Source organism: Amycolatopsis sp. NPDC114478 (genome assembly GCF_055633805.1).
The window spans coordinates 24311-41201 of record NZ_JBVKDO010000008.1 but is presented as its reverse complement, the minus strand read 5'-3'; the positions used below and the strand labels follow the sequence as shown (position 1 = coordinate 41201).

The 16891-nt window shown below is 71.8% G+C and carries 15 protein-coding genes and 1 pseudogene; 14 read left to right on the top strand and 2 right to left on the bottom strand.

The features are described 5' to 3' along the window. The first annotated feature begins 6 nt into the window (after positions 1-6). From aroB to ACZ7OH_RS22995, 4 genes are all read left to right on the top strand, one after another. Complete coding sequence (aroB, locus tag ACZ7OH_RS23010; protein ID WP_470282637.1) at positions 7-1116, top strand: 3-dehydroquinate synthase; 1110 nt, start codon at positions 7-9, stop codon at positions 1114-1116. Continuing rightward, the gene (gene aroQ / locus ACZ7OH_RS23005; RefSeq protein WP_470282636.1) at positions 1113-1544 is read left to right on the top strand and encodes a type II 3-dehydroquinate dehydratase; all 432 of its coding nucleotides are present in this window, start codon (positions 1113-1115) and stop codon (positions 1542-1544) included. Before aroB ends, aroQ begins: the two co-directional genes overlap by 4 nt. Further along, positions 1541-2455: a GNAT family N-acetyltransferase gene (locus ACZ7OH_RS23000; protein ID WP_470282635.1), complete on the top strand. Its 915-nt coding sequence runs from the start codon at positions 1541-1543 to the stop codon at positions 2453-2455. The genes aroQ and ACZ7OH_RS23000 overlap by 4 nt, the downstream gene beginning before the upstream one ends. A 358-nt stretch (positions 2456-2813) precedes the next feature. Next, positions 2814-4295, top strand: a complete 1482-nt coding sequence (locus ACZ7OH_RS22995) for a glycoside hydrolase family protein (RefSeq protein WP_470282634.1) — start codon at positions 2814-2816, stop codon at positions 4293-4295. 472 nt (positions 4296-4767) lie between these two features. On the opposite strand, the pseudogene ACZ7OH_RS22990 reads toward ACZ7OH_RS22995, so the two are convergent. Beyond that, positions 4768-5148, bottom strand: a pseudogene (locus ACZ7OH_RS22990) (B-4DMT family transporter); the annotation flags it as partial. Between the two features lie 92 nt (positions 5149-5240). Between ACZ7OH_RS22990 and ACZ7OH_RS22985 the strand changes: the two are divergent. From ACZ7OH_RS22985 to nusB, 3 genes are read left to right on the top strand one after another with little or no spacing between them, the layout of a single operon-like run. Then, a complete protein-coding gene (locus ACZ7OH_RS22985) occupies positions 5241-6329 on the top strand; it encodes a M24 family metallopeptidase (protein ID WP_400889958.1) in 1089 nt (362 codons plus the stop codon). A 43-nt stretch (positions 6330-6372) separates the two neighbouring features. After that, the gene (gene efp, locus ACZ7OH_RS22980) at positions 6373-6936 is read left to right on the top strand and encodes an elongation factor P (RefSeq protein WP_160703070.1); all 564 of its coding nucleotides are present in this window, start codon (positions 6373-6375) and stop codon (positions 6934-6936) included. Next, positions 6936-7391 carry a transcription antitermination factor NusB gene (gene nusB / locus ACZ7OH_RS22975; RefSeq protein ID WP_470282633.1) on the top strand — a complete coding sequence of 152 codons (456 nt, stop codon included), beginning with the start codon at positions 6936-6938 and terminating at the stop codon, positions 7389-7391. Before efp ends, nusB begins: the two co-directional genes overlap by 1 nt. A gap of 105 nt (positions 7392-7496) precedes the next feature. On the opposite strand, the gene bldD is transcribed toward nusB, so the two are convergent. Further along, positions 7497-7985: a transcriptional regulator BldD gene (gene bldD / locus ACZ7OH_RS22970; RefSeq protein WP_003096372.1), complete on the bottom strand. Its 489-nt coding sequence runs from the start codon at positions 7983-7985 to the stop codon at positions 7497-7499. Positions 7986-8233: 248 nt separating this feature from the next. On the opposite strand from bldD, the gene pyrR reads away from it, so the two are divergent. Genes pyrR through pyrF form a run of 7 tightly spaced genes read left to right on the top strand, consistent with a single transcriptional unit; the run spans position 8234 to position 16831 of the window. Further along, positions 8234-8833, top strand: a complete 600-nt coding sequence (gene pyrR / locus ACZ7OH_RS22965; protein WP_400889960.1) for a bifunctional pyr operon transcriptional regulator/uracil phosphoribosyltransferase PyrR — start codon at positions 8234-8236, stop codon at positions 8831-8833. Next, positions 8830-9762 carry an aspartate carbamoyltransferase catalytic subunit gene (locus ACZ7OH_RS22960; RefSeq protein WP_400880152.1) on the top strand — a complete coding sequence of 311 codons (933 nt, stop codon included), beginning with the start codon at positions 8830-8832 and terminating at the stop codon, positions 9760-9762. Before pyrR ends, ACZ7OH_RS22960 begins: the two co-directional genes overlap by 4 nt. After that, positions 9759-11045 (top strand): dihydroorotase, encoded by a 1287-nt coding sequence (locus ACZ7OH_RS22955; protein WP_470282632.1) that lies wholly within the window; start codon positions 9759-9761, stop codon positions 11043-11045. Before ACZ7OH_RS22960 ends, ACZ7OH_RS22955 begins: the two co-directional genes overlap by 4 nt. Then, a complete protein-coding gene (locus ACZ7OH_RS22950) occupies positions 11045-11539 on the top strand; it encodes a PH-like domain-containing protein (RefSeq protein WP_400889964.1) in 495 nt (164 codons plus the stop codon). Before ACZ7OH_RS22955 ends, ACZ7OH_RS22950 begins: the two co-directional genes overlap by 1 nt. Further along, positions 11536-12657 carry a glutamine-hydrolyzing carbamoyl-phosphate synthase small subunit gene (gene carA, locus ACZ7OH_RS22945; protein ID WP_470282631.1) on the top strand — a complete coding sequence of 374 codons (1122 nt, stop codon included), beginning with the start codon at positions 11536-11538 and terminating at the stop codon, positions 12655-12657. The genes ACZ7OH_RS22950 and carA overlap by 4 nt, the downstream gene beginning before the upstream one ends. After that, positions 12657-15986, top strand: coding sequence for a carbamoyl-phosphate synthase large subunit (gene carB, locus ACZ7OH_RS22940; RefSeq protein ID WP_470282630.1), 3330 nt, complete (start codon positions 12657-12659; stop codon positions 15984-15986). Before carA ends, carB begins: the two co-directional genes overlap by 1 nt. Then, on the top strand, positions 15983-16831 hold the full coding sequence (pyrF, locus tag ACZ7OH_RS22935; RefSeq protein WP_470282629.1) for an orotidine-5'-phosphate decarboxylase: 849 nt from the start codon (positions 15983-15985) through the stop codon (positions 16829-16831). The genes carB and pyrF overlap by 4 nt, the downstream gene beginning before the upstream one ends. Positions 16832-16891: the final 60 nt, after the last annotated feature.

Genomic DNA, 16891 nt, shown 5'->3' with positions numbered 1-16891 from the left:
CACCCCGTGTCCGATCCGGTGCGCATCCCGGTCGCCACTGCCCATCCCTGCGACGTCGTGGTCGGGCGCGGCCTGCTCGGCGACCTCACCACGCAGCTGGCCGACGCCTCGAAGATCGCGCTGATCCACCCGCCGACGCTGACCACCACGGCCGAGGCCATCCGCGACGAGCTGATCGCGGCCGGGCTCGACGCCCACCGCGTCGAAATCCCGGACGCCGAGGACGGCAAGGCGCTCAGCGTCGCGAGCTTCTGCTGGGAGGTGCTCGGCCGGATCGGGCTGGACCGCCGCGGGGTGGTCGTCGGGCTCGGCGGCGGCGCCGTCACCGACCTCGCCGGGTTCGTCGCGGGCACGTGGATGCGCGGGGTCCGGCTGGTCAACGTCCCGACGACGCTGCTCGGCATGGTCGACGCCGCGGTCGGAGGCAAGACCGGCATCAACACCGAGGCGGGCAAGAACCTCGTCGGGGTGTTCCACGAGCCGAGCGCGGTGTTCGTCGACCTCGCGACGCTGGAGACGCTGCCGCCGAACGAGCTCGTCGCCGGGATGGCCGAGGTCGTGAAGACCGGCTTCATCGCCGACCCGCGGATCCTCGAGCTGATCGAAGCCGACCCGGCCGCGGCGCTCGACGCGAGCGGCGAGGTGCTGGGCGAGCTGGTCCGCCGGTCGATCCAGGTCAAGGCCGACGTCGTCGCCGCCGACCTGCGCGAGTCGGACCTGCGGGAGATCCTCAACTACGGCCACACGCTCGGTCACGCCATCGAGCGCCGCGAGCGGTACCGGTGGCGCCACGGCGCCGCGGTGAGCGTCGGGCTGGTCTTCGCCGCCGAGCTGGCGCGCCTCGCGGGGCGGCTCGACGACGCCACCGCCGAGCGGCACGCCGCCGTGCTGAAGCTGCTCGGCCTGCCGACGACGTACGACGCCGACGCGTTGCCGCAGCTGCTGGAAACCATGAAGGGCGACAAGAAGACCCGGTCAGGGGTGCTGCGGTTCGTCGTCCTCGACGGTCTCGCCAAGCCCGGCCGGCTCGAGGGCCCGGACCCGTCGCTGCTGGCCGCGGCGTATTCGGCGATCGCCGCCGACGCCCCGAAGAGCGGCGGGAGCGTGCTGCTGTGAAGGCGTTCGTGTTCAACGGCCCCAACCTGGGACGGCTCGGGAAGCGCGAGCCCTCGGTGTACGGCTCGACCACCCACGACGACCTCGCGGCGCTGTGCGTCAAGGCGGGGGAAGAGCTCGGCATCGAGGTCGAGGTCCGGCAGACCGACCACGAAGGCGAAATGGTCGGCTGGCTGCACGAGGCGGCCGACGGCGGCCACCCGGTGGTGCTCAACGCGGGCGCGTGGACGCACTACTCGATCGCGGTGCGCGACGCCGCGGCGCAGCTGTCCGCGCCGCTGATCGAGCTGCACATCTCGAACGTGCACAAGCGCGAGGCGTTCCGGCACCACAGCGTGCTGTCGGACATGGCGACCGCGGTGATCGCCGGCCTGGGCGTCGACGGATACCCGCTCGCCCTGCGGTGGCTCGCCGCGCACCCGGGATGACGCTGCCGGAGCTGACCACGGCGCGGCTGAAGCTGCGTCAGCTGGTCGAGGCCGACCGCGAAGCCGTCGTGAAGGTGTTCTCCGACCCGGAGATGAGCCGATTCTTCGCGGCGGACTTCTCGGACCCGGCCGCGGCGAGCGCGATGGTCGACCGCCGCCTGTCCTACCGCGGCCCGGCGGGCCAGGGCCACTGGGTGATCGAGCGCGACGGCGAGGTGATCGGCGTCGCGCACCTGCGGCCGTCGTCGGAGCTGCCGGGCGGGGTGGCCGAGCTGGGCTACTACGTCGCGAGCGCGCACGCGGGCCAGGGGTTGGCGACCGAGGCGGCCCGGGCGGTGCTCGACCACGGCCTCGACGCGCTCGGGCTCCCGGCGATCTGGGCCCTGGTGCACGAGAACAACGCGGCGAGCCGCAAAGTGGCCGGGCGCTTGGGTTTCCTCGACGTGGGCAGCGGAATCCACTACGGCGACCTGCACCGGGTCCTGGTCGCGACGGCGCCGGTCCACGGGCGGCCGCACCACATCGAGCTGTGGGTGCCGGACCTGGCCGAGGCGGAGCGGAGCTGGGGCTGGTTGCTGGGCGAGCTGGGCTGGCGAGAGTTCCAACGCTGGCCGGCGGGAGTCAGCTGGCGCCGCGGCGGCACGTACCTGGTGGTCGAGGAGTCCCCGGCGATGAGCGCTTCGGCGCACGAGCGCACGCGGCCGGGGCTGAACCACCTGGCGCTGCACGTGGCCACCCGAGCCGAGGTGGACGCGTTGGTCGAGAGCGCACCAGACCACGGCTGGCACGGGATGTTCGCCGACCGCTACCCGTACGCGGGAGGGGAGGCGCATTACGCGGCGTACCTCGAGAACGAGGCGGGTTTCGAGGTCGAGCTGGTCGCACTCGAAGGCCCACCGGCCGAGGACTGACCCGCGCCGAGTCGGCCGGGATTGACCGCGCCTGGTCGGCCGGAGGCTGATCCGAGCCCAGTCGGCCGGGGCCTGACCCGCGTGCCCGCCGGAGGCTGCCCCCGCGCCGAGTCTGCCGGCGACCTGAATGACTCATTCAAGACACCAGAGGGCCCGGCAGCGCGAACCCGGCCACCGCCCGGCGGCCGGCCACCCGGTCTGACCGGCGCACACTCCGAAACCCCTTGCCCCACCCGCGATCTTGGCTGCGATCGAGCGACCGTCGACCAGGCGTGCCGTCACCCGTACGGGGCGGCTCTCGCTACACTCCGATGTCGTGCGCCCGTTTCGTCGTGGGGGTCGGCGACCCGCTCGTGCCTTGCTCGCCAGTGTTCTGGCCGGGCTGCTCGTCGCCGGGTGCACCGAGGGTTACGCCCAGCCCCAAGCCGCGGGGGACAAACCCGCCATCGCGGGCGGCAAGACCTCCGCTGCGCCTCGGCCTGTCGATGTCAAGCTCGCTTCGGGTGACCCCCGGCAGAGTGGCGGCGTGATCGCCGCCGGTGGGGCGGACGCCGTCTACAACTACGGACCCTCCGTCATGCTCGACCGCGGGCAGACCCGGATGTGGTGGTGCAGCCAGTACGGCGGCGCCGGACCCGCCGGCGACGACATCCTCTACGCCCAGGCCCAGTCGATCGACGGGCCGTTCACCGGGCCCGGCGGCGGGATCCCGGCCGCCGTCTTCTCCGGGGCGCCCGGGCAGTTCGACGGCATGCACACCTGCGACCCGTCCGTGCTGCGCGTCGGCACGACCTACTACCTCTACTACACCGGGGCGGCGGGCGACCACGCGCTCGGCAACGCCGTCGGGCTCGCCACCAGCCCGGACGGCGTCCACTGGACCCGCGCCGCGGGCGGGAAACCGATCCTCGGGCCGTCGCACGACGTGCACCGCGACAACGTCTACGGCGCCGGCCAGCCCTCGGCCGTCTACCTCGACGGCTGGTTCTACTTGATGTTCACCGACACCACCGGCCGCGCCGCCGCGTGGAACGGGGCCGGGCAGTTCGTGCTCCGGTCGCGCGATCCCGCGTTCGGCTCCGGGGTGCAGGCGCTCGACGTCGGCGGGTTCGTGCCGGTCGCGACGACGTCGGCGCCGCGCGGCCGTTCGGTCGTCGAGGGGTTCAGCGCGGACCTGATGTGGGTGGGCGCGCTGGACGCGTTCGTCATCGCGCACGAGACCGACACAGGGACCACGCTGACGTTCTGGACCGCGGACTTCACCGAGAACCCGTACAAGCCGGTGGTCGTCCCGGGCCCCTGGAAGGAGGGGCCGGGGCTGGTGCGGCGCGCGGACGGGCACGCACCGCTGTCGTCGGCCGTGCCGTGCGACCGGGTGCCGCTCGACGTCGTGCGCGCGACGGTCATCGGCTCCGCCGGGGCGCCGACCGATCTGCGGCACTACGGGCTCGACCTGGTGGGCAGCCAGGCCTGCGCGAGCGCGAGCCGGGTGGCCGCGACGTTCGACGGCGTGACGATGCCCTCGCCCGACCGCACGATGGACCTGGTCCGCGCCGGGCAGCGGGTGCGGGTGGACCGGCGCGGGGTCGCGGCGGCTCTGGCCGGAGAGTTGCTGGAGAAGGAGCCGCCCGAGGTGGCGGGGCTCCCGGTGGCAACGCGGCTGCGCTCCGGCGCGGACGCGCTCCAGGCCCCGGGCCGCGGCTTGGCACTGGTCCTCGACGACCGCCGCCTGTGGCGCATCCCGGACGGCGGAATAGTGGCCGGCAACGGCTCGGCGACAAAGCCGGTGACAGACGCCCAGTGGGACGGCGCCCAGCAAGGCCCCTCACTGGTCGGCTGACACAGCGCTCGCGGTCGGCCGCTCGAACGAGTGCGATGGTGACTCGGCTGGGCGAGCAGGCCAGGGCTGCTCCGTCGGCGGCGGGTTCGGCCAGCGAGGGCCGCTGTGCGGGCGAGCAGGCTGGAGCCGGGTGTTCAGCCAGTTCAGCGCCGCCGAGCCGGGCCTGGGACAGGGTTCGAGGGCCCTTGTGGCGGGTTCGGCCGGTCAGGCGAGCGCGCCGGTGACCGGGCCGGCCGGTGAGCAGCTAGACGCGGGGTTCCCGGCTTCGCTGACCAAGCCGGCGGGGCCGCGGCGAGGCTTCTTCGCCGGAGTCATCAGCTCGCCGGCGCGGTCGGGGCGAGACTTCCTCGGACGGCTCAGCTCGCCGTCGGGGCCGGGGCGAAGGCGCTTCGCCGGAAGACTCGACCGGCCGGCGCGAGCGCGGCGAAGGCGAAGCCTCCCCACTTCGAGGCCGAGGCGACGGCACCTCGCGAGGCTCTTCATCCACCGGCCGGGCACGTCCGATCCGCCCGCCCACGAACAGCCCCAACCCGGCGGGGATCAGCACCAGCAACGCCGAAAACGCCGCCCCTCCGGTCAACGCGGCGCCCAGCTCCGAAACCCCCGTCTGGTCGACGAACACCGCCCGGCCGATCACGTACAGGATCCCCGACACGACTCCCGCCACCAGCGCCGCGATGAACCACGCGCGGCCGCGATCCGGCAGCCCCCGCCACGCGTCCAACGCGCTCCACAGCGCCGCCGCGCCGACCAGGACCGCCAGGGCCACCGAGGTCATCAGCGTCTGGTCCGTCGGGTGGTAGACGGCGTACTTGGCCAGCAGCGTCAGCGCCACGCCGTGCAGCAGCGCCATCCCGAGTCCGCGGATCACCCAAGCGCTCATCCTGCGGAGTGTAGGCCAGGTTACTGGCGAGTTGCCCGGCAAGCGCCCACTAGGCTGGGCCCGTGCCTGAAACCCATGGACGACGCCGGGCGGCGCTGCGCGGGCTTCTGACCGAAGCCGGCCTGGACGCGCTGCTGGTCACCGATCTGCTCAACATCCGCTACCTCACCGGGTTCACCGGGTCGAACGCCGCCGTGCTGCTGCACGCCGAGGGTGACGCGAAGACGCTCTTCTGCACCGACGGCCGCTACACGACCCAGTCGGCCGCCGAGGTGCCCGACCTCGACAAGGTCGTCGACCGGGCCAGCGCCGCCGCCCTCGTCGCCAGAGCCGCGAAGGACGCCAAGACCTACGGGCGCGTCGGCTTCGAGAGCCAGCACGTCAGCGTCGAAGAGTACGAGGCCCTCAAGAAGGACGTGGCCCTCGAACGCTCTCCCGGCCTCGTGGAGCGGCTGCGCCTGGTCAAGGACGAAGCCGAGATCGACGCGCTGCGCCAGGCGTGCGCCGCCGCCGACCGGGCGCTCGACGACCTCGTCGCCGCGGGCGGCCTGCGCCCCGGGCGGACCGAGCTGGACATCGCCCGCGACCTGGAGAACCGGATGCTGGAGCACGGCTCGAGCGAGCCCAGCTTCGCCTCCATCATCGCCGCCGGCGCGCACTCGGCCATCCCGCACCACCAGCCGACGCACGCCGAGCTCAAGCGCGGCGACTTCGTGAAGATGGACTTCGGCGCGACCGTCGACGGCTACCACTCGGACATGACCCGCACCTTCGTCCTCGGCGAGCCCGCGGACTGGCAGCGGGAGGTGTACGACCTCGTGCACGCCGCCCAGGCGGCCGGGGTCGACGCCGTCGTGCCGGGCGCCGAGGTGTCCGATGTGGACGCCGCGGCGCGGAAGGTGATCGCGGACGCGGGCCACGGCGAGCACTTCGCCCACGGGCTCGGGCACGGCGTCGGCCTGCAGATCCACGAGGCGCCCAGCTTCGCCGCCACGGGCGTCGGTACACTGTCCGCCGGTATGGCGGTCACCGTCGAGCCCGGCGTCTACCTCGCGGGGCGCGGTGGCGTGCGCATCGAGGACACGCTCGTCGTGCGGGCTGGGGAGCCCGAACTCCTCACCCTGAGCACCAAGAACCTCGTGGTCGTCTGACAGCGGCCGCGAACCGTAGATCGACACAGGAGACTGCAAGCTCGTGGCCACGACCAACGACCTGAAGAACGGGCTCGTCCTCAACCTCGAGGGCCAGCTGTGGACCGTCACCGCGTTCCAGCACGTCAAGCCGGGCAAGGGCGGCGCCTTCGTGCGCACGACCCTCAAGCACGTGCTCACCGGCAAGGTGGTCGACAAGACGTTCAACGCGGGCACGAAGGTCGACACGGCCACGGTGGACCGCCGGAACATGACGTACCTGTACAAGGACGGCGCCGACTTCGTCTTCATGGACGGCGACACCTACGACCAGATCACGGTCCCGGCCGAGGTCGTCGGCGACAACGCCAACTACATGCTCGAGAACACCGAGGTCCAGGTCGCGGTGCACGAGAACGAGCCGCTGTACGTCGAGCTCCCGACGTCGGTCGAGATCATCATCCAGCACACCGACCCGGGCCTGCAGGGCGACCGCTCGACCGGCGGCACCAAGCCGGCGACGCTGGAGACCGGCGCGGAGATCCAGGTCCCGCTGTTCCTGTCCACCGGCGAGAAGATCAAGGTCGACACCCGCGACGGCCGTTACCTGGGCCGCGTCTCCAGCTGATGCCGACTTCGAAGCCCCACCCGAACCGCGGCGGCGCGATCAGCCGCAGGCAGGCGCGCCGCCGCGCGGTGGAAATGCTGTACGAGGCCGTGCAGCGCGACACCGACGCGGTGTCGCTGCTGGCCGACCGCGTCGGCGCGACCGAGGTCGACCCGATCGCGGACTACACGATCAGCCTGGTCGAGGGCGTGACCGCCCGGAAGGCGCAGATCGACGAGCTGCTGGCCGAGCACGCGCAGGGCTGGACCCTGGAGCGGATGCCGAAGGTCGACCTCGCGGTGCTGCGGGTCGGGGTCTACGAGCTGCTCTGGGCCGAGGACGTGCCGGACCCGGTCGCGATCGACGAGGCCGTCGGCCTGGCGAAGGAGCTGTCCACGGACGACTCGCCGCGGTTCGTCAACGGCGTGCTGGGCCGGATCGGCACGATCGCCGACCGCCTCCGCGCCGTGCTCTGACGAAGAGAAGAACATCCGGGTGCTGCGTGCCCCCCGACGAGTCAGTGAGCGTCTCCGGTGCCCCGCCGGGAACGCTCACTGCGTCGGTCACAGCACATCCGGCGATCAGTCCTCCTTGGAAGGACGGGCCTCCGGCGGCAGGACGCCCCAGTCGATGAGCTGCTCGGTGAGCTCGCCCGGGGTCATGTCGTAGATGATCGCCAGGGACCGCAGGTCCTCGGTGCGGATCGAGAGCACCTTGCCGTTGTAGTCGCCGCGCTGGCTCTGGATCGTCGCCGCGTAGCGGGCCAGGGGGCCCACCTTCTCGGCCGGCAGCTGCTGCAGGCGTTCGAGGTTGATGACGATCTTGGTGGCGGGCTCGGCACCGGAGGGGACCCGGCCCTCGGGCAGCAGCTCGACCACCGGCACACCGTAGAAGTCGGCCAGCTCGGCCAGCTTCTGCACCGTGACGGCACGGTCGCCACGCTCGTACGAGCCGACGACGACGGCCTTCCAGCGCCCACCGGACTTCTGCTCGACCCCGTGCAGGGACAGGCCCTGCTGCTGGCGGATCCCGCGGAGCTTGGCCCCGAGCGCCTTGGCGTAATCGCCCATCTGGTCGTTCTCCGTTCTCCACCCCCTCCCGGTCGGGGTGACCGGTCCAGGGGACTCTTCGAGTCGAATACTCAGAGTAATGGTTACGCATTGTTGTCACCAGGTCAAGCGCGAGCTTGCCGCGAATCACGCCACACCACCCGTAAGACTGAGCAAAGTGCCTGCTACTGTCGGTGGGAAAGCCCCGACCAGCAGGGGAACAGACGTCCTTTAAGGACCCGTCCGGTGAGGCGGGGAAGGAGTCCGAAGTGTCGTCACGTCCGCGTGGCGCGGCTGGTTCGGCCGGGGAGCGCGAGCTCCTGACGGCCGGCGATGTCGCGCGCACGATCGCCCGAATGGCCCATCAGGTCATCGAAAAGACCGCGAACGGTGCGGAAAGCACTACCCCGCCCGTGTTGCTCGGGATCCCGTCCCGCGGCACCCCGCTCGCCGTCCGGCTGGCCGACAAGATCGGCGAGTTCTCCGGGGTCCGGCCGCCCGCCGGCGCCCTCGACATCACCCTCTACCGGGACGACCTCCGCCGCCGCCCGCCGCGCGCGCTCGAGCAGACGCAGCTGCCCGCCGACGGCATCGACGACCGTGTGGTGATCCTGGTCGACGACGTGCTCTTCTCCGGCCGGACGATCCGGGCCGCGCTCGATGCCCTCCGTGATCACGGCCGCCCCCGCGCGGTGCAGCTGGCCGTGCTGGTCGACCGCGGTCACCGGGAGCTGCCGATCCGCGCCGACTACGTGGGCAAGAACGTCCCGACCGCGCGCACCGAGGGTGTGTCCGTCCTGCTGGCCGAGATCGACGGCCGCGACGCGGTGCTGCTGCGCCCGTCGGAAGCCCCTGGAGAGGACTCGTGAAGCACCTGCTCGCCACCGACGGCCTGGACCCGGCGGTCGCCACGGCCGTGCTCGACACCGCCGACGAGCTGAAGCACACGCTGCTCGGGCGCGAGGTCAAGAAGCTGCCGACGCTGCGCGGCCGCACGGTGATCACCCTGTTCTACGAGAACTCGACCCGCACGCGGGTGTCGTTCGAGATCGCCGGGAAGTGGATGAGCGCGGACGTGATCAACGTCTCCGCGTCCAGCTCCTCGGTCAACAAGGGCGAATCCCTGCGCGACACGGCCCTGACGCTGGCCGCCGCGGGCGCCGACTGCGTGATCGTCCGGCACCCCGCCAGCGGCGCCGCCCAGCGGCTCTCGGAGTGGCTGGCCGAGCCGGGCACCTCGGTGGTCAACGCCGGCGACGGCACCCACGAGCACCCGACGCAGGCGCTGCTCGACGCGGCGACCCTGCGCGAGCGCCTCGGCTCGCTGAAGGACCGCCGGGTCGCGATCGTCGGGGACGTCCTGCACAGCCGCGTCGCCCGCTCGAACATCCACCTGCTCTCGGCGCTCGGCGCGGAGGTGGTGCTCGTCGCGCCGCCGACGTTGCTGCCCTACGGCGTCGAGAGCCTGCCGGTGACCGTCTCGCACGACCTGGACGCCGAGCTGCCCGCGGTCGACGCGGTGATGATGCTGCGGGTCCAGGCGGAACGGATGCACGGCGGGTTCTTCCCGAGCGCGCGCGAGTACTCGATCGCGTACGGCCTCTCGGAAAAGCGGCAGAAGCTGCTGCCGGACCACGCGGTCGTGCTGCACCCCGGCCCGATGCTGCGCGGGATGGAGATCGCGAGCGCGGTCGCCGACTCCCCGGCCTCGGCCATCACCGAACAGGTCCGCAACGGCGTCCACGTGCGCATGGCGGTCCTCTACCACCTCCTGGCCAGCGAAGGAGCCGCTGCGTGAGCACCGTGATCAAGGGCGCCCGCCCGTACGGAGAGGGTGACCCGGTCGACGTCCTGGTCGAGGACGGGGTGATCACCGGGATCGGCACCGTCCAAGCACCCGAAGACGCCGAGATCATCGAAGCCGCCGGTCAGGTGCTGCTGCCCGGCTTCGTCGACTTGCACACCCACCTGCGCGAACCCGGCCGCGAGGACACCGAGACCATCGACACCGGCTCGGCCGCGGCGGCGCTCGGCGGCTACACCGCGGTGTTCGCCATGGCCAACACGAGCCCGGTCGCCGACAACGCCGTGGTCGTCGACCACGTGTGGCGGCGCGGGCAGGAGGTCGGCCTGGTCGACGTCCACCCGGTCGGCGCGGTCACCGTCGGGCTCAAGGGCGAGAAGCTCGCCGAGCTGGGCACCATGGCGAATGCGCAGGCCCGGGTGACGGTGTTCTCCGACGACGGCCTCTGCGTCGCCGACCCGCTGCTCATGCGCCGCGCGCTGGAGTACTCGACGGCGCTGGACGCCGTCATCGCGCAGCACGCCGAGGAGCCGCGGCTGACCGTCGGCGCCCAGGCCCACGAGGGCGAGCGCGCGGCCCGGCTGGGCTACACCGGCTGGCCCGCCGCCGCCGAGGAGTCCATCGTCGCCCGCGACTGCCTCCTGGCGCTCCACGCCAACGCGCGGCTGCACGTCTGCCACGTCTCGACGTCGGGCACCGCCGACGTGCTGCGCTGGGCGAAGGACCGCGGCACGAAGGTGTCGGCCGAGGTCACCCCGCACCACCTACTGCTCACCGACGAGCGCCTGGCCACCTACGACCCGGTCAACAAGGTGAACCCGCCGCTGCGCACGGAGTCCGACGCCGAGAAGCTGCGCGCGGCCCTGGCCGAGGGTGTCATCGACTGCGTCGCCACCGACCACGCGCCGCACGCCGTGCAGGACAAGGACACCGAGTGGACCGCGGCCCGGCCGGGCATGCTCGGGCTCCAGACGGCCCTGTCGATCGTGGCCGAAACCATGGTCCGGACCGGCCTGCTCGACTGGCGCGGCGTCGCCCGCGTGATGAGCGAACGCCCGGCCGAGATCGGCAACCTGGCCGACCAGGGCCGGCCGATCGCGGTCGGCGAGCCGGCGAACCTGGCGCTCGTCGACCCGGACGCCGAGTGGACGGTCCGGGGCGCCGAGCTGGCCAGCATCGCGGCCAACACCCCGTACGAGGGAATGCGGCTGCCCGGCGTGGTGACCGCCACGCTGCTGCGCGGGCGGGTCACCGCCCGGGACGGGAAGATCTGCTGATGGAACGCCTTTGGCTGGTGCTGGCGATCGTCGCCTTCTTCCTGCTCTGCCTCTGGGGCATGTACGTCGGCTGGCGGCGCAAGTCCCGCTCGCAGAGCGCGCAGGTGCCGCCGTTCCCCGCCATCCCCGAAGACACCGGCGAGGTGCTGCTGGAGTCGACCGGCGTCTACCTGGCGACGACGGTCGCGGGGGAGTGGCAGAACCGGATCGTCACCCGGGGGGCGGGCCTGCGCACCGGCGCGGTGTGGCGCCTGCACGCCGACGGGATCGCGGTCGAACGCGGGGGAGCGCCCGACTTCTGGATCCCGCGCGACGCCGTCACCGGCGTCCGGCGGGACACGAAGATCGCCGGGAAGGTGATGGGCACCGACGCGCTGCTGGTGCTCACCTGGCGGCTCGGCGACGCCGAGCTGGACACCGGCTTCCGCGGCGACGACCTCGACGACTATCCACAGTGGATCGAACAGCTCAAGATCAAGGGAGGTGCCCAGTGAACGCGCGCGCTCAGGCCGCACTGGTACTCGAAGACGGCCGGGTGTTCCGCGGCGCTGCCTACGGCGCGCAGGGGCGAACCCTCGGCGAGGCGGTGTTCTGCACCGGCATGACCGGCTACCAGGAGACGCTGACCGACCCGTCCTACCACGGGCAGATCGTGGTGCAGACTGCGCCGCAGATCGGCAACACCGGCTGGAACGACGAGGACGACGAGTCCTCGAGGATCTGGGTCAACGGCTACGTGGTGCGCGACCCCGCGCGCACTCCGTCCAACTGGCGCTCGAAGCGCACGCTGGACGAGGAGCTGGTGAACCAGGGCATCGTCGGCATCGCCGAGGTCGACACCCGCTCGCTGACCCGCCACCTGCGCGAGCTCGGCGCAATGCGCGCCGGGGTGTTCTCCGGCGACGCGCTGGGCACCGTCGACGAGATGGTCGCCGAGGTGCTGGCCAGCCCGAAGATGGAGGGTGCCGACCTGGCCGGCCAGGTCACCACGCCCAAGCCGTACGTCATCTCGCCCGAGGGCGAGACGCGCTTCCGGGTCGTCGCGCTGGACCTGGGCATCAAGTCCAACACCCCGCGCCAGATGGTCAAGCGCGGCATCGAGGTGCACGTGCTGCCCTCGACGTCGACGCTGGACGAGCTGCTGGCGGTCGAGCCGGACGGCGTCTTCCTCTCCAACGGCCCGGGCGACCCGGCCACGACGACGCACGCCACCGAGCTGACCAAGCAGGTCCTCGGCCGGGAGATCCCGCTGTTCGGCATCTGCTTCGGCAACCAGGTCCTGGGCCGCGCGCTCGGCCTGGGGACGTACAAGATGCGCTACGGCCACCGCGGCATCAACATCCCGGTGATCGACGTCGCGACCCAGCGGGTCGCGATCACCGCGCAGAACCACGGCTTCGCCCTCGAAGGCGAGCCCGGGCAGCGCTTCGAGTCGCCCTTCGGCGCGGCTCAGGTCAGCCACTACTGCGCCAACGACGGCGCGGTCGAGGGCCTGCGGGCCTTCGACGTCCCGGCGTTCTCGGTGCAGTACCACCCCGAAGCCGCGGCCGGCCCGCACGACGCGGCCCCCCTGTTCGACGATTTCGTTTCGCTCATGGAGAAGAAGGCCTGATGCCGAAGAGGACGGACATCCAGCACGTGCTGGTGATCGGCTCCGGGCCGATCGTGATCGGGCAGGCCGCGGAGTTCGACTACTCCGGCACCCAGGCCTGCCGGGTGCTGCGCAGCGAAGGCCTGCGCGTGTCCCTGGTGAACTCGAACCCGGCCACCATCATGACCGACCCCGAGTTCGCCGACGCCACCTACATCGAGCCGGTCACGCCGGACTTCGTCGAGAAGGTCATCGCGTGTGAAAGTCAACGGGGTACGCCCGTCGATGCTCTTCTGGCCACCCTCGGCGGGCAGACCGCGCTGAACTGCGCGGTCGCGCTGCACGAGCGCGGCGTGCTCGACAAGTACGGCGTCGAGCTGATCGGCGCCGACATCGACGCCATCCAGCGCGGCGAGGACCGGCAGAAGTTCAAGGACATCGTGCGCACCATCGGCGCCGAGGTCCCGCGCTCCCGCGTCTGCCACGACATGGACGAGGTCCGCGACACCGTCAAGGAGCTGGGTCTCCCGGTCGTCATCCGGCCGTCGTTCACCATGGGCGGGCTCGGGTCCGGCATGGCGCACACGCCCGAGGACCTCGAGCGGCTCGCCTCCACCGGGCTCACCGAGTCCCCGGTCACCGAGGTGCTCATCGAGGAGAGCGTGCTCGGCTGGAAGGAGTACGAGCTCGAGCTGATGCGCGACAAGAGCGACAACGTCGTGGTCGTCTGCTCGATCGAGAACGTCGACGCGATGGGCGTGCACACCGGCGACTCGGTCACCGTCGCCCCGACGATGACGCTCACCGACCGCGAGTACCAGGTGATGCGCGACGTCGGCATCGCGGTGCTGCGCGAGGTCGGGGTCGACACCGGCGGCTGCAACATCCAGTTCGCGATCAACCCGGCCGACGGCCGGATGGTCGTCATCGAGATGAACCCCCGCGTTTCGCGAAGCTCCGCGCTGGCGTCGAAGGCGACCGGGTTCCCGATCGCCAAGATCGCCGCGAAGCTCGCCATCGGCTACACGCTCGACGAGATCCGGAACGACATCACCGGTGAGACGCCGGCGTCGTTCGAGCCCGCGCTGGACTACGTCGTCGTGAAGATGCCGCGGTTCGCCTTCGAGAAGTTCCCGGGCGCGGACCCGACGCTGACCACGACGATGAAGAGCGTCGGCGAGGCGATGTCGTTCGGCCGCAGCTTCCCCGAGGCGCTCGGCAAGGTGATGCGGTCGATCGAGACCAAGGCGACCGGGTTCTGGACGCTGCCCGACCCCGAGGGCGCGACCGTGGAGTCCACTTTGGACTCACTGCGCACGCCGCAAGAGGGCCGGCTGTACGAAGTGGAACGCGCGCTGCGGCTGGGCGCCTCCGTGCAGGAAGTCCACGAGGCCTCCGGCATCGACCCGTGGTTCATCGACCAGATCGCCCTCATCGGCGAGGTCGGCGCCGAGGTCCGCGACGCGCCCGTGCTGGACGGGGAGCTGCTCCGCCGCGCCAAGCGCACCGGCCTCTCGGACCGCCAGATCGCCGCCCTGCGGCCGGAACTGGCCGGCGAGGACGGCGTCCGCGCGCTGCGCCACCGCCTCGGCGTGCGGCCGGTGTTCAAGACCGTGGACACCTGCGCGGCCGAGTTCGCGGCCAAGACGCCGTACCACTACTCGGCCTACGAGTCCGACCCCGAAGCGCAGTCCGAAGTGGCCGCGCAGAGCGACAAGCCGAAGGTGCTCATCCTCGGCTCCGGCCCGAACCGGATCGGGCAGGGCATCGAGTTCGACTACTCCTGCGTGCACGCGGCGATCGCGTTGCGGGAGGCCGGGTTCGAGGCCGTCATGGTCAACTGCAACCCGGAAACCGTGTCCACCGACTACGACACGTCCGACCGGCTGTACTTCGAGCCGCTGTCCTTCGAGGACGTCCTCGAGGTCGTGCACGCCGAGCAGGCGTCCGGCACGGTCGCCGGCGTCATCGTCCAGCTCGGCGGCCAGACCCCGCTGGGCCTGGCGAAGAAGCTCGCCGACGCCGGGGTGCCGGTGGTCGGGACGCCGCCGGAGGCGATCAACCTGGCCGAGGACCGCGGCGCGTTCGGCGAGGTCCTCACCGACGCCGGGCTGCCCGCACCGCGCTACGGCACGGCGACGTCCTTCGAGGGCGCCAAGCGGATCGCCGACGAGATCGGCTACCCGGTGCTCGTCCGGCCGTCGTACGTCCTCGGCGGCCGCGGCATGGAGATCGTCTACGACGAGGAGACCCTGGCCGGCTACATCAGCCGCGCGACGGAGATCAACCCCGAGCACCCGGTGCTGGTGGACCGCTTCCTCGACGACGCCATCGAAATCGACGTCGACGCCCTGTTCGACGGCGAGGAGCTCTACCTCGGCGGCGTCATGGAGCACATCGAGGAGGCCGGGATCCACTCCGGCGACTCCTCTTGCGCGCTGCCGCCGATCACCCTCGGGCACACGGACCTGCAGGCCGTCCGCCGCTCCACCGAGGCGATCGCCCGCGGGGTGGGCGTGCGGGGGCTCCTGAACGTCCAGTACGCGCTCAAGGACGACGTCCTGTACGTCCTGGAGGCCAACCCGCGCGCGTCGCGCACGGTGCCGTTCGTGTCCAAGGCGACGGCCGTGCCGCTGGCCAAGGCCGCCGCGCTGATCATGACCGGCTCGACGATCAAGGACCTGCGCGCGAGCGGTGTCCTGCCGGCCGAGGGTGACGGCGGGCGGATGCCGGCCGACTCGCCGGTCGCGGTCAAGGAAGCGGTCCTGCCGTTCCACCGCTTCCGCACCCCGGAAGGCCACGGCGTGGATTCCTTGCTGGGCCCGGAGATGAAGTCCACCGGCGAGGTGATGGGCGTCGACGTCTCCTTCGGCAAGGCGTTCGCGAAGTCGCAGAGCGGCGCGTACGGCTCGCTGCCGACGTCCGGGCGCGTGTTCGTCTCGGTCGCCAACCGCGACAAGCGCTCGCTGGTGTTCCCGGTGAAGCGCCTGGCGGACCTCGGGTTCGAGATCCTCGCCACGTCCGGCACCGCGGAAGTGCTGCGGCGCAACGGGGTCGCGTGCACGGTCGTGCGCAAGCACTACGAGGGTTCGACCGAAGCCGAGCCGAACATCGTGGACGTCATCCTCAACGGCGACGTCGACATGGTGATCAACACTCCCTACGGGAACAGCGGTCCGCGCGTCGACGGCTACGAAATCCGCACCGCGGCGGTGTCCCGCGACATCCCGTGCGTGACGACCGTGCAGGGCGCCGCGGCGGCCGTGCACGGCATCGAAGCGCTGATCCGGGGCGACATCGGGGTCAAGTCCCTGCAGGAGCTCCAGGCGGCGCTGAAGGCGCGGTCGTGAGCACGCGGGAGCGGTTCGGGGCGCGGCTGGCGAAGGCCGTCGCGGCCCGGGGCCCGCTGTGCGCCGGGATCGACCCCCACCCGGGCCTCATCGAGGCCTGGGGGCTCCCGGTGGACGCGTCGGGCCTGGAGCGGTTCGCGCTGTCCGCCACGGAGGTCCTGGCGGCCCGCGCGGCGGTCGTGAAGCCGCAGTCGGCGTTCTTCGAAAGTTTCGGAGCGGCCGGCGTCCGCGTGCTGGAGCGGGTCGTCGAGACGGCCCGCGAGGCGGGTGCGCTGGTGCTGCTGGACGTCAAGCGCGGCGACATCGGCTCGACGATGGCGGCGTACACGGCCGCGTACGTGGCCGACGGGGCGGCGATCGCGGCCGACGCGATCACCGTTTCGCCGTACCTCGGGTTCGGCTCTTTGGCCCAATGCGCCGAAACGGCCGTCTCGGCGGGGCGCGGCATCTTCGTGCTTGCGCGGACTTCGAACCCCGAAGCGGCCGCCGTGCAGAACGCGAAGCTCCCCGACGGCCGCACGGTGGGGCAGTCGATCGTCGATTCCGCGGCGGCGCTCAACGCATCCGCGGCACCGCTCGGCGATGTGGGGGTCGTCGTCGGCGCCACCATCGCGCCGGGGGACCTGGATCTCTCCGGGCTGAACGGTCCGGTGCTGGCGCCCGGTTTCGGGGCCCAGGGAGCCACTGTGGCCGATTTGAAGGCGCTTTTCGGAGCCGGACTGCCGGGCGTGCTGCCCGCGTCGTCCCGGGACATCCTGAAGCACGGTCCGGAGCAAGCGGCTTTGCGCCAAGCGGTCGAACGGGTCGCCGAACTGCTGGCCGACCCGCAGGAAAACGGCCAATAGCAGGGCCCGGAACCGGGTCCCACCAGGCACCCCCGCATTGTGGCCGGTGCTCACGGGTGG